Genomic DNA, 12,308 nt, shown 5'->3' with positions numbered 1-12,308 from the left:
CAAAAGTTGAATGGAAGCATGCTCACTCTCACAGACATCACAAAATCATTCACCAGGCAGCGCGTCCTCGAGGGCGTGAGCCTTCAGGTCCAAGCCGGCGAATCGCTCGCCGTGATGGGGCCGTCGGGCTCCGGCAAGTCGACGCTCTTGCACTGCATGTCCGGCGTGCTCACCCCGGACTCCGGCGAGGTGGTCTTCGATGGCACCAACATCGCAGCGCTTGACGACGCCGCGCGGTCCAAACTTCGCCTCAACCACTTCGGCTTCATCTTTCAGGATGGTCAGCTGCTGCCGGAACTCACCGCCACCGAGAACGTGGCGCTGCCTCAGATCATGCGGGGCACCTCCAGAAAAGAGGCCCACGAGCAGGCGGACGATATGCTCACGCGGCTGGGCTTGGGAAACTTCACGAACAGATTCCCAGGCCAGCTCTCCGGCGGGCAGGCGCAAAGGGTCGCGATCGCCCGGGCGCTCGCCGGCCCGCCGAAGGTGGTCTTCGCCGACGAGCCGACCGCGGCGCTGGACCAGGCCACCGGGCATGAGGTGATGCAGGAGATCGTGGCGGTGGCGCAGAAATTCGGCGTCACGCTCGTCTTGGTCACGCACGACCCGAAGATCGCGGCCTGGTGTAACCGGCGCATCGAGATCCGCGACGGTCTCATTCACTCGGAGGTGACGGCATGAGCGCAACCACACTTCTCAAGGCGACCAACGTGCAGTCGAAGGACGCGCTGGCGCAGAAGCATTCCGGCGAGCGCTGGGTGCGGACACTTTCCGTAGTTGCGCTGGCGGTCGCGACGTGGATGCTGTGCACCCTCGCCGGCGGCACGTGGATGTTTGTGGAGCGCGACAGGCAATACCCGGACCTCGGCGGCGACATCGACATACCGCTGCTCTACATCGGGCTCGCACTCTTCGCGTGCGCGCTGCTCGTCCCCACCCTGCTCACCCTGCTCACGCAGGCGGCGCGGGCGGACCTGAGCGGGCGCGAGCAACAGCTAGCGGTGTTAAGGCTCATTGGCGCGACCGCAGGTGAGGTGCGAGGCATGATGATCCTGGAGGCGCTACGCAGGGCCTTTGTCGGGTTGAGCATCGGCACGGCGGCCTACGCAGCGAGCGTGCCAGCCTGGTCAGCGCTTTCCTTTCAAGGAGCACAGATCGGCACCTGGGAAATGTTCACCTGGTGGGTCGTGCCGATCGCGTGGACGGCCATCGCGCTGCTCGCCGCGGGTTCCGTGTGGCGCGCGCTGCAGCAGGTGGCGGTCACACCGCTCGGCGTGACCAAGCGCGTGCCGCACCCCGGGCAGAAGGTAATCACCACGGTGTGCGCTGTCGCCGCAGCAATCGCGCTGTACATCTGGCTTGATCGGCACCCGATCGCGCCGGAGGCCGATTTCGCGGACGTCCTGGTGGCGCTCGTCGTCTTCATCGGGTTCTTGGTGGTGAATACGCTGATCGCCGTCGGAGTGATTCAGATTGTGGCGCGCTTAAGCTACCGAATCCCAGGCGCGTACAACTACGTAGCGACACGCCGAGTGGGCCGCGGCGCGAAGAACACGTGGCGCAGGTGCAGCGCGCTGTTCTTCGTCGCGTTCACTGCCGGGGTGGCCGGGGCGTTCCAAGGCATCGCGGAAAGTGAGGTGGCCCCCGAGGAGGCGCTCATCGTGCAAGATCTGCCCAAGGGCATCGCCATCACGGTGATCTTCGGCGCGGTACTACTGGTGCTGTTCACGCTGTTGACGCAGGCGCTCGCGGTGGTGGAGCAGAAGCAGTTGACCAAGTCGCTCCACTTCATCGGTGCGGCACCAACTTTTCACACAAAAGTTGCGGTGCGCGAAATTGGCGTGCCGATGGTGGTCGCAGCGCTGCTGGGATTTGGTCAAGGCGTGCTCGTCGGCCTGGTCATGGTCGGGGCAACGCCCGACGGGATCGCAACCGTACTGTTTTTCGGCGCGCTCATCGCGCTCGCTCTGGTCGGTTGCGTCGGGGCCGTAGTTGTTTCCGGCCGTCTCCGCGCAAAGGTGCTCGCGGAAACCGGCAGGGCAAAGGATTAGTATCGGCGCGTATGAGTAAGCAAAGCCAAAATTTGACCGCAATCGCCCTCGGGTCCGCGATGACGTTCGCCGGAATCTCCCACCTCACCTTCAAACGCGAAGAGTTCCAGGCACAGGTGCCCAACTGGTTCCCCATGGACAAGGACGCCGTGGTTCTGGGCTCGGGCGTGGCAGAGATCGCGCTTGGCGCCGGGCTGCTCGCGTGGAAGAAGCGGCGCCGCGAGGTGGGCACCGCGCTCGCCGCCTTTTACGCCGCTATCTACCCGGGCAACATCGGCCAGTACGCCGAGCGTCACGACGGGTTCGGGCTGGACACCGACGGTAAGCGCCTGGCTCGCCTGTTCTTCCAGCCGGCGCTGATCGCCGGGGCACTCCACGCCGCTGGCCTGCCCGAGAAATAGCAAAAGTCCTGCTCCGAAACCGGGGCAGGACTTTTCGCCGAAAAGTTAGAAGTTCAGCTTGCGCATGATCGGGGCCGGGATGGCCTTGAGCACCATGGAGATCGGGCCGAACAGCTTGTGTACGAACACGTTGGACTTGCCGCCAAGCGCAGCCTCGACGGCGGCCTCAGCAACGTCCTCCTTGTTCACGGTCAGCGGCGCCTCGTCGAGGCCCTCGGTCATCTTGGTGCGGACCTGGCCCGGGCGGACCACGGTGACCTTCACACCGCTGTCGCGCAGTGCCTCACCGAGCTGGGTGTAGAAGCCGTCCATGCCGGCCTTGGATGCGCCGTAGACAAAGTTGGAGCGGCGCACCTTCTGGCCAGCTACCGAGCTCATGGCGATGATGTGGCCGTGACCTTGGGCTTTGAACTTTTGGCCCAAAAGTACGCCGACCGAGATCGGGGCGGTGTAGTTCGTCTGCGCGGAGGCGACGGCGGCGGCCTGGTCTTGCCAGAGCTGTTCCTGGTCGCCGAGCGTGCCGAACGCGACGACCGCCACGTCAACGTCGCCGTCCTCGAAGGCGGCGTCGATCACGCCGGGGTGGGCGTCGAAGTCGGTGGCGTCGAAGTCGATGAGGCGCACCTTGGAGGCGCCGGCGGCGGAGACTTTCTGCACCGCGGCGTCGATACGCGAAGAGCCCTTGCGCGCGGCGAGGGTGACGGTGGGGTTGCCACCGCGGGAGGCGAGCTCGGAGACGATGGCGAGGCCGATCTCCGAGGTGCCGCCGAGCAGCAAGATGTTCTGGGCTTGGCCAACTGCGTTGAGCATTGTGGGTACCTTTCTAGTTCAGCTCGAGGCGGCGGGACATATCGGAGGCGAAGACGCCGGTCGGGTCGATCTCGCGGCGGGTCTTCAGCCAGCCGGCAAGCTCCGGGTACATCTTGTGGAACTTCTCCGCGCTGGTGCGGGACTCCTTGGCTAGGTAGAGGCGGCCGCCGAACTCCATGACCTGGTCGTCCAGGCGGTCCAGGAAATTGTTCAGGCCGTCGCGGATCGGGAAGTCGACGCACACGTTCCAGCCCTTCATCGGGTAGGACAGCGGCGCGCGGTTGCCCTCGCCGAACAGCTTAAACACGTTCAGCGCGGTGTAGTGGCCGGAGGACTGGATCTGGTAGATGATGTCCTTGAACGGCTCGACCGCGTCCGTGGGCACCACGAACTGGTACTGCAGGAAGCCCTTCGATCCGTAGCCGCGGTTCCACTCGCCGATCAGGTCGAGCGGCTGGTAGAACTGCGTGAGGTTCTTGATGTCGTTCTTGCTGGGCGCGCCCATCATGTAGTAGGCCTCGCCGATCGCAGACAGGGTCAGCTTGTTCATGGTCCAGGACGGGAAGATGTCCGGCACCGTCATCAGCTGCGGTGCCTTGAACTTCAGCGGGTCCTTCGCCAGCTTCGGCGCGAACTCCTTGAGCTGGTCCAGGGTGGCCAGCGAGCCGCGGGAGATGGTGGAACGGCCGGTCTTCGGCGGTGCGGAGATCGCGTCGAACCACGCGGAGGAGTAGGTGTAGCCCTCCTCCTGGCCGTGGGAGTGCTCCTCGATCGTCTCGTCGAGGGTTGTGGTGCGCACCGTGTCGGAGATGAAGTAGGCGGTTTCCGTCTTCGTCATCTTGATGCGGGCGCGCAGGATGATGCCGGTCAGGCCCATGCCGCCGACGGTGGCCCAGAACAGTTCGCTGGTCTCGCCCTCCGGCTCGAGGTGGAGGACGCGGCCGTCGGCCACGAGCAGCTCCATGGAGACGACGTGGTCGCCGAAGGAGCCTGCGGAGTGGTGGTTCTTACCGTGGATGTCCGGGCCGATGGCGCCGCCGATGGTGACCTGGCGGGTGCCGGGCAGGACGGGGACCCACAGGCCGTAGGGCAGAGCAGCCTTCATCAGCTGGTCCAGGGTCACGCCAGCGTCCACGTCCACGATGCCGGTGTCCGGGTCGATGGAGTGGATCTGGTTGAGCTCCTGCATGTCGATGACCAGACCGCCACCGTTTTGGGCGGGGTCGCCGTAGGAGCGGCCCATGCCGCGGGCGATGACGCCGCGGCCGCTCTCGGCTGCCACCTGGACGGCCTTGGCGATGGTGTCCACGTCCGGGGTGGACAGCACGTGCGCCGTGGACGGCGCGGTGCGGCCCCAGCCGTAGAGGGATTTCAGTTCGGTGTGAAGTTCCATGTCTCCGCTTCTCTTCATACAACTAAAGGTGGAAAAGCTTGCGTTCTTCGAGCCTACTCACAACAGGCCGAACTTCCCTCATTGAAAGGTGTGATCTATTTCTCGTGTCTTAGAGGTCCATGATCTCGCGGATCTCCTGCGGCAGTTCCTCCTGCGACGTGATAGTCGGTTTACCTGATGCTTTGTGCTCTCGGAGGAGCTCGTAGATGCGCCCGCGGCCCACGGAATCCACAAAAGGTAGTTCTTCCGCGAAGACGCGGACCATGAAGTCGGACAGGGGCACGTCGACACGCTGTGCCGCCTCATGGATCGCGTCGGGGTCGTCGCCCTTGTAATGCTTCCTCATGCCATTCACCCTAGCGGGTGCCAAAAACCTCTATTGTGGGCGCCATGGGCAGCACGCTGTACTCCGAACACCTGGCGCCGGTGATCCAACTTTCCCCCGGCGCCACGTTCATGGTGCGCGTGGCACTCGCCTCGGATGAAGAGGTCTACCGCTGGGTCGGCCTGGACTCCACCACCACGATCGATGAGTGCCGGGAAATCATCGCCGCGCTCTTTGGCATCGAGGAAAAGGTCGGCACGCCAGAGCAGGGCATGCTTATCGACGTCCTCTCGTCCCCCGGCGACACCGCCACCTTTACCTGGGGCCTGTGGCAGTTCACCATGCAGCTCGCCGACATCTACCCCGGCACCAGCGACGGGCCCGTCTGCGTGGCGGGCGAGGGCGCGTTCGGCGGTGCTGACCTGGACCTGGACGCCGTGCGCCAGCAGCTGGCGGCGAGCCAGCTGCGCCCCGAGGTACGCGAGGTGATCCACCGCGCCGAGTCCTTCGACTTTGTGCCGCTCCTCCAGGTGATCGCCGACGGGGAGCCCTCCTTGCCGGCGCAGGAGCGCGCGAGGCTTGCAGCCCTGCTCCCGGAATCGGCGGGCAAGACGAGCGACGCGTTCTGGGTCCACGTGCTGGTGATGGCGTGCTTTGCCGATGAGCCGACGACTCGCAAGCTGGCGCTCGGGCTCATGCGCGCACTCGGCTGGGAGGACACGGACGCCGACGAGGTGTTTACGCTGAGCTGTGCGGGGCAGGCGTTCGTGGGCGATCTCTCCGCCGTGGATCGCCTGGAAATTCTTCGCGAGCTGCTACACGGGTAGACTTGTCCGCCGTGTCTTCCACATTTTTCAAACAGTTGGTCCCGTTTCTGATCATCGGAATCGGCTGCGCGGTCATTGACTTCGGTATTACTTACTCGCTCCACGAGTTTGTGGACATCCAGCGCGACCTGTCCAAGGTCGTCGGCTGGATCTTTGGCACGCTCATTGCGTACCTACTCAACTCCAAGTTTGCGTTCCAGGCCGAGGTGAACGCGAAGAAGGCCGGCGCGGTGTTCGTCCTCTACGCTGTGACGTTCGTAGTGCAGATCTTGCTCTACCGCTGGACCGAGGGCCCGCTCATCTCGATGGGCCTGGTCAACCCGTGGAAGGACGGCGTCTCCTTCGTCATCGCCCAGGGCGTGGCCACCGTGACCAACTTTGTGCTGCAACGACGCGTGATCTTCCGGGAGGAGACGAAGATCATCGCGCAGCAGGACCCGATTTAGGGTCGGCGGAAGTCCTCGCGGGCGCCGCGGCGCAGCAGCTTCAGCCACTGGAAGAACTCGCGGGGGCTCTTGCGCTCGAGCAGGAAGAACCAGCCGAAGCGCACCACTTCCTGCAGCTGCATCTTCTTCATCCCGCGCTGGTTAATGATGTAGCCGCGGTTGCGGTACGTGAAGTAGCGCTTCGTGGGGTTATCCGGCCACTGCGCGTGCGCGCGACCGCCCATGATGGGGTGGAACTCGCTCGACCCGTCCGGGTGCAGGTAGCTGGTGGTCAGCGCCGTGCCGTACTGGAGGCCGGACTGGGCCAGGCGGCGGTGGTACTCCACCTCGTCGCCGCGGATGAACAGGCGGTAGTCGGGCACGCCGATGCGTTCCATCGCTCGCGCGCTGATCAGGGCGCCATTGAACAGCGAGGCGTATTGGGGTAGGAAATCGCCGGTCAGCTCGTCGACTCGCCGGTGCCAGACGGTGCCCTGGCGCAGCGGGAATGCGAGGGCTTCGGGGTCGTTGATGTTGGCCACGATCGGGCTGACCTCGTGCAGAGCGTGCGCCTCTGCCACGCGGTAGAGCTCGCCCAGCACGTGCTCGTCGGCGGGGCGGCCGTCATCGTCCGCGCACCAGATCGCGTCCGCGCCGAGGGCAAGCGCGTGCAGGAAGCCGTAGGCGAACCCGCCCGCGCCGCCCAGGTTGGTGCGGCTGGGCAGGTAGACAGCGCGGTCGCCCGCAAGCTCTTCGAGCAGGTCCCTGACCTGGTCCTCCGCGCCGTTGTCCACCACAATCACCCACTGCACTGGGTGGGTCTGGTTCACCACCTGTTCCAGGGAAGCGCGCAAAAGTTCCACGCGCTGGTGGGTGACGATCACAGCGGCCGTTTCTCCGGCCGGGGACAGGGTGGCAGTCATGCCTTCCATTCTGCCACTCAACCACCGAACTGAGGCGTGTGACATGGAGGTGGCGAAGGTTTAGGCGTTGAATCCTGGAATCTTGAGGAAACCGGCTGATCGCAACAGGTTCCGTGAAAACAGTTTATATTCCATGACTTTTCACGGAAACTTGTAGAATATTGGCATGCTGAACGCGCGGACCACCTCAAAAATCGACGCTCTTCTTGATATGTATGCAGCGTTGCGGGAGGACAACCCCGAGGCCATCGCGGAGATTGCGCGCGCAGAGGTGGCGGAGGCGGTGTATAACTCGAACGCCATTGAGAATTCCACTTTGACTTTGGAAGACACCGAGAACATCCTGGCGGGGTTCACTGCTAGAGCGCACGATGTGCGGGAAATCTTTGAGGCTAAGAACCTGGCTGAGGTGACTGAGGAGCTAATTCGAGGCGTCGGTAAGCTCGATGCAAACCTCATTCTGCGACTGCATGGCATGTTGCTTCGCGGTATCAACGATGACTGGGCTGGCCGGTTCCGTCGGCGGGGAGAATGGGTACGAGTAGGGGCACATATGGGTGCTAATCCTGAGTACGTAGACCGGCTGGTAGAGACCATCATCACTGAGTACTACGAGGATGAGAACTATTTCATCGATCGCGTCGCGCGGTTCCACGCAGAATTTGAAACCATCCACCCATTCTCAGACGGCAATGGACGCGTAGGGCGCGTCATTATCAATCAACAACTCTTGGAGTTAGGAGCGCCGCCCATCATCATTCCGAACAAAGGAAAAGAGCGCCACTACTACCCAGTGTTCCGCGGCTATCCAGTAAGTGGTGATTATTCAGCGCTGAGCACGCTCATCGCGCGGCAACTCATTGAGTCACTGAACAAACGTATTACGCTCATCACCGCGCCGAAGGTGATTCGCCTATCGGAGTGGGCAAAGGTTAACGGTGTTTCTGGGTCTGTCGCCGCCAATAAGGCGGCGAGGGGCACCATCCCGGCATTCCGACAGCGCGGAACGTGGATGATCGACGCACACTACGGCAACGACGCAGAGGGCAGCGTCTAGGCTTCTTCTGTCTAGGCTTCTTCCCCGTGGAATCGTTCCACCAGCTCGGCGACGTACTCGCCGGTCTCGGGGCCCTCGTATGCGGTCACCACGTCGGAGACCAGGCCCGCCTGGCGGATCTCGCCCTTGTCCACCCACAGGGCGGTGTTGCACAGCTGGGCGAGGAAGTCGTTGGAGTGCGAGGCGAACACGAGGATGCCGGAGCGTTTCACCATCTCGGCCAACCGGACGCGTGCCTTGGCCATGAAGGCGGCGTCGACGGCGCCGATGCCCTCGTCGAGAAGCAAAATCTCCGGCTCAATCGAGGTGACCACGCCGAGGGCCAGGCGGACGCGCATGCCGGTGGAGTAGGTGCGCAGCGGCATGTTGAGGTAGTCGCCGAGCTCGGAGAACTCCGCGATCTCGTCCATCTTCGCCTTCATCTGTTTGCGAGTCTGGCCGAGGAAGAGGCCGCGGATGATGATGTTTTCGTAGCCGGAGATCTCCGGGTCCATGCCCACGCCGAGGTCGAAGACGGGGGCGACGCGGCCGCGCACGTCGGCGACGCCGCGGGTGGGCTCGTAGATGCCGGACAGGAGGCGCAACAGCGTGGACTTGCCGGCGCCGTTGTGGCCGACCAGGCCGACGCGGTCGCCCTCGCGCAGGTGCAGGTTGATGTCTTTGAGCGCCTCGACGACGACGGTGTTGGAGGCGTTCTTGCCAATCTTGCCGCCGGCCGAGGACATGACGGCTTTCTTCAGCGAGCGGGACTTGGCGTCGAAGATGGGGAAGTCGACGCAGGCGTTGTAGGTGTCGATAGAAACCATGGGGAGACTCCTTACTTAAACCCGAGTTAGACCCAGTACGGCACGCGGAAGCGCATCTGGCGCATGGCCAGCAGGGTGATGAGCAGGCCGACGACGGTGCAGATGGCCACGATGCCCCAGTGGTAGGCGTCGACAGGCTGGTTGATCATGGGGGCGCGGACGATCTCCAGGTAGTGGTAGAGCGGGTTGATCTCCGCGAGCAGCGCGCGCTGGGCCACCTCGCCGCCCTGCTCCTTGAGCGTCTGCGTGGTCCACACGATCGGGGTGACGTAGAAGAGCAGCTGCACGAGCGCCTCGAGCAGCGGGGCGACATCGCGGAAGCGGGTGGCGATGATGCCGAAGAGCATGGTCACCCACACGCCGTTGAGCACGAGCAGGAGCAGCGCGGGGATGGCCAGCAGTGTCTGCCAGGTCAGCGGGATGCGGAAGATGATGACCAGCAGCACCCAGATGACAATGTTGTGCGCGAAGAAGAGCAGCTGGCGCCACACCAGGCGGTACACGTGCACCGACAGGGCGGAGGGCAGCTGCTTGATCAGGCCCTCGTTCTCAATGAAGACGTTGGCGCCGTCCTTAATGCAGCCGGAGATGAACCCCCAGACGATGAAACCGACGGTGACGTGCGGGAGGAACTCGCGCACGTCGATTTGAAACAGCATGGAGTACAGCAGGCCGAGGGCGAGCGCCATGACGCCGGTGGCGATGGTGATCCATAGCGGGCCGAGCGTGGAGCGTCGGTACCGCTGCTTGATGTCCTGCCACCCGAGCTGCAGCCAGAGCTCGTATTGGCTCCAGCCGCGTACGAGGTCGCGGAAGGACATCCCCATCGTCTTGGACTTGGACGGCGGGGTTTCGTGGTCTGCGTCGCTGGTCATGCGCGTGACGTCCGCGCGGAGTTGTTCAAAGTCCTGCACCTTACTCACCCTAGCGTTAAGAGCGCGCTTTGCAGGATTTTGCCCCGGAGCAGGCAGTGTGCGCGGTAGGGGTGGAACGGGCATAATTGGTTCCGATCTCAACCACTGGAGCGAAGTAAGGGGTGTGGCATGGCGTTCGATGTCGCCAGTATTCGTGGTCTGTACACCTCGCTCGGTGACGGATGGACGTACCTCAACGCCCACGACACGCCCCAAATCCCGGAGCGTGTTTCCGCGGCGGTGTCGCGCTCGTTCCGCCTCTCCGCGTCGGTGGCCCTGCCGGAGCCGGGGGCGGGCACCCACTCGCGCGAGCAGCTAGGCCGCCCGGAGGGCGAGTCGTACGTGCAGCAGGCGCGTTCCGCGGTGGCGGACCTGGTCGGCGCTGCCCCCGGGCGCGTGGTGCTCGGTCCGAGCCTGCCCGCGCTCTACGCGTCGCTGGCGGTGGCGCTGAAGCCGCTGTTCCGCCGCGATTCCTCCCTGGTGCTCAACGGGGTGGACCGCCCCGAGCTCACCGGAGCCCTGGCCCGCATTGACGCCCCCACGAAGTACGCGCAGGCAGACCTTGCCACGGGCGACCTGCCCGCCTGGCAGTTCGGTGACCTGGTGGACGGCGCGACCCGCCTCGTCTCGGTCCCTGCGGCGCACGCGGAGCTGGGCACCATCATCGGCGTCGGCGACGTCGTCGAGCGGGTGCGGGAGCGCTCGAGGGCTTGGGTGCTTGTCGACGTCTCCGCGTACGCCCCCTACAAACCGATCACCTTCGACGCGTGGGGTGCGGACATCCTGGCGATCGACCTCGCCGAGCTCGGCGGGCCGCAGCTGGGCGCCCTGGTCTTCCGCGACGAGGCCATGTTCGGCCGCCTCGACGCGTCCGCGCTGGACATGCGGGTGTCCACGGGGCTCGCCGGCGGCGTGCCCGCGGTGGTGGAGCATTACGCCTCCCTCGTGGAGGGCGCGCAGGGCCGCCCGACCCGCCGCAACCGGCTGACGCACTCGATGGGGGAGACCGCCACCTACTTCAATCGGCTGCGCGATGACCTGGACACGTTCCTGGGGACGCTGCCTGCGGTCCACATCGTCGGCGTCTCGGGCGAGGCGGCGGAGGACGCGGCGATTGAGCGCATTCCCCGGCTGATGTTTGGGGTGCGGGGCGTGCCGTCGACAATGGTGCACCAGCGTCTCTTCGCCCACGGCATCGTCTCCACGATGGCCCGGCCGAGCCAGCTGATCAGCGACATGGGCGTCGCCGAGATGGGCGGCGCCGTCACCGTCGGACTCGCGCCCTTCAACACCGAGACCGACATCGAGCAGCTCATCCGCACCGTCGCGTCGCTGGCGTAACTTTTCGCCGAAAAGTTACTCACCCACCGTGAGCACGACCTTTCCGGTGTGAGCGCCGGAATCGAGGTACTCGTGCGCGGCGGCGGCGTGGGCAAGCGGGAACGTCTTGGTCACGTTGGGGGCGATCTGGCCGGACTCGATGAGCGGCCACACGTGCTTGACGGTGTCTTCCACAATCCGTGCCTTCATCGGGCGTGGCCGGGCGCGCAGGGTGGTGGCGTGCACCGACTGGCGCCGCGGCATCATCCGGCCCAGCGACAGCGTGCCCTTCGCGCCGCCCTGCAGTGCGATGACGACGAGGCGGCCGTCCACGGCCAGCGACTTGATGTTCGCCTCCAGGTACTCGCCGCCCACCACGTCCAGGATGATGTCGGCCCAGCCCTTGAGCTCCTCCTCGAAGCGCTGCGTGCGGTAGTTGATGCAGATGTCGGCGCCCAGCTCGCGGCAGTAGGCGAGCTTCTCGTCGCTGCCCGCCGTGACGGCGACCTCCGCGCCCAGCGCCTTGCACAGCTGGATGGCAAAGGAGCCGATGCCGCCGGCGCCGCCGTGGATGAGCACCTTGTCGCCCGCTTGTAGGCCGGCGACCATGCCCAGGTTGGACCACACGGTGCAGGCGGCCTCCACCACGGCGGCGGTTTCCACCAGGCTCAGGTTGGCTGGCTTGGGCGTGAGCTGGCCCTCAGGGACCGCCACGTACTCGGCGTAGCCACCCCCAGCCAGCAGGCAGCCGACCTCCTCACCCTTCGTGCGGCCGGTGGTGCCGGGGTCCACGATCACGCCGGCGCACTCCAGGCCGATCGTGTCCGGTTCGCCCTTCGGCGGCGGGTACTTGCCCTGCGCCTGGACGAGGTCGGCGCGGTTGACGCCGGCGGCGGTGACGCGGACGAGCACGCAGCCGTGGTCAAGTGCGGGCTCGGGCGCGTCGGCAAGAGCAAGGGAGTGGGGATTGTCGGGGTCAGTGAGTGTGATTGCTTTCATGCCCACCCAGGATAACGGAGTTGGTGGGGCCATACTGTAAGCTTTTCACCCGTT

General features: G+C 64.9%; 14 protein-coding genes. 7 read left to right on the top strand and 7 right to left on the bottom strand.

All coding sequences use genetic code 11. From position 1 onward, the window contains the following. Positions 1-18: 18 nt before the first annotated feature. From CKJ84_RS10405 to CKJ84_RS10395, 3 genes are read left to right on the top strand one after another with little or no spacing between them, the layout of a single operon-like run. Positions 19-684, top strand: a complete 666-nt coding sequence (locus tag CKJ84_RS10405; RefSeq protein WP_233125672.1) for an ABC transporter ATP-binding protein — start codon at positions 19-21, stop codon at positions 682-684. Then, entirely contained in the window at positions 681-2,054 is a 1,374-nt protein-coding gene (locus CKJ84_RS10400) for an FtsX-like permease family protein (RefSeq protein ID WP_095546889.1), read from the top strand. The genes CKJ84_RS10405 and CKJ84_RS10400 overlap by 4 nt, the downstream gene beginning before the upstream one ends. An 11-nt stretch (positions 2,055-2,065) precedes the next feature. Next, positions 2,066-2,455, top strand: coding sequence for a hypothetical protein (locus CKJ84_RS10395; RefSeq protein ID WP_095538019.1), 390 nt, complete (start codon positions 2,066-2,068; stop codon positions 2,453-2,455). Between the two features lie 45 nt (positions 2,456-2,500). Here the strand turns inward: CKJ84_RS10395 and CKJ84_RS10390 are convergent, their stop codons facing one another. The 3 genes from CKJ84_RS10390 to CKJ84_RS10380 form a co-directional block, all read right to left on the bottom strand. After that, a complete protein-coding gene (locus tag CKJ84_RS10390) occupies positions 2,501-3,265 on the bottom strand; it encodes a decaprenylphospho-beta-D-erythro-pentofuranosid-2-ulose 2-reductase (RefSeq protein WP_095538020.1) in 765 nt (254 codons plus the stop codon). 13 nt (positions 3,266-3,278) lie between these two features. Beyond that, on the bottom strand, positions 3,279-4,658 hold the full coding sequence (locus CKJ84_RS10385; RefSeq protein WP_095546888.1) for an FAD-binding oxidoreductase: 1,380 nt from the start codon (positions 4,656-4,658) through the stop codon (positions 3,279-3,281). Between the two features lie 109 nt (positions 4,659-4,767). Beyond that, a complete protein-coding gene (locus CKJ84_RS10380; protein ID WP_095535882.1) occupies positions 4,768-5,004 on the bottom strand; it encodes a hypothetical protein in 237 nt (78 codons plus the stop codon). 44 nt (positions 5,005-5,048) lie between these two features. Here CKJ84_RS10380 and CKJ84_RS10375 point away from each other — a divergent pair, with 44 nt between their 5' ends. Together CKJ84_RS10375 and CKJ84_RS10370 are read left to right on the top strand one after the other, a co-directional pair. Then, entirely contained in the window at positions 5,049-5,810 is a 762-nt protein-coding gene (locus CKJ84_RS10375; protein ID WP_095546887.1) for a hypothetical protein, read from the top strand. 11 nt (positions 5,811-5,821) lie between these two features. Continuing rightward, positions 5,822-6,256: a GtrA family protein gene (locus CKJ84_RS10370; RefSeq protein ID WP_233125671.1), complete on the top strand. Its 435-nt coding sequence runs from the start codon at positions 5,822-5,824 to the stop codon at positions 6,254-6,256. Here the strand turns inward: CKJ84_RS10370 and CKJ84_RS10365 are convergent. Beyond that, on the bottom strand, positions 6,253-7,167 hold the full coding sequence (locus CKJ84_RS10365; RefSeq protein ID WP_369801185.1) for a glycosyltransferase: 915 nt from the start codon (positions 7,165-7,167) through the stop codon (positions 6,253-6,255). The two genes, CKJ84_RS10370 and CKJ84_RS10365, sit on opposite strands and share 4 nt — an antisense overlap. A gap of 157 nt (positions 7,168-7,324) precedes the next feature. Here CKJ84_RS10365 and CKJ84_RS10360 point away from each other — a divergent pair, with 157 nt between their 5' ends. Next, the gene (locus CKJ84_RS10360) at positions 7,325-8,215 is read left to right on the top strand and encodes a Fic family protein (protein ID WP_095535885.1); all 891 of its coding nucleotides are present in this window, start codon (positions 7,325-7,327) and stop codon (positions 8,213-8,215) included. A gap of 11 nt (positions 8,216-8,226) precedes the next feature. Here the strand turns inward: CKJ84_RS10360 and CKJ84_RS10355 are convergent, their stop codons facing one another. Both CKJ84_RS10355 and CKJ84_RS10350 read right to left on the bottom strand, forming a co-directional pair. After that, a complete protein-coding gene (locus CKJ84_RS10355) occupies positions 8,227-9,021 on the bottom strand; it encodes an ABC transporter ATP-binding protein (protein WP_095535886.1) in 795 nt (264 codons plus the stop codon). Between the two features lie 26 nt (positions 9,022-9,047). Beyond that, complete coding sequence (locus tag CKJ84_RS10350) at positions 9,048-9,896, bottom strand: ABC transporter permease (RefSeq protein WP_205691161.1); 849 nt, start codon at positions 9,894-9,896, stop codon at positions 9,048-9,050. Between the two features lie 168 nt (positions 9,897-10,064). On the opposite strand from CKJ84_RS10350, the gene CKJ84_RS10345 reads away from it, so the two are divergent. Next, on the top strand, positions 10,065-11,276 hold the full coding sequence (locus CKJ84_RS10345) for an aminotransferase class V-fold PLP-dependent enzyme (RefSeq protein WP_095546885.1): 1,212 nt from the start codon (positions 10,065-10,067) through the stop codon (positions 11,274-11,276). Positions 11,277-11,291: 15 nt separating this feature from the next. Here CKJ84_RS10345 and CKJ84_RS10340 read toward each other — a convergent pair whose 3' ends face one another. Then, positions 11,292-12,254, bottom strand: a complete 963-nt coding sequence (locus tag CKJ84_RS10340) for an NAD(P)H-quinone oxidoreductase (protein ID WP_095546884.1) — start codon at positions 12,252-12,254, stop codon at positions 11,292-11,294. Between the last annotated feature and the right edge of the window lie 54 nt (positions 12,255-12,308).

This window comes from Corynebacterium sp. NML 120412, assembly GCF_002285155.1.
GTDB classification, from domain to species: Bacteria; Actinomycetota; Actinomycetes; order Mycobacteriales; family Mycobacteriaceae; genus Corynebacterium; species Corynebacterium gottingense.
This window is presented reverse-complemented; position numbering and strand designations above follow the sequence as displayed.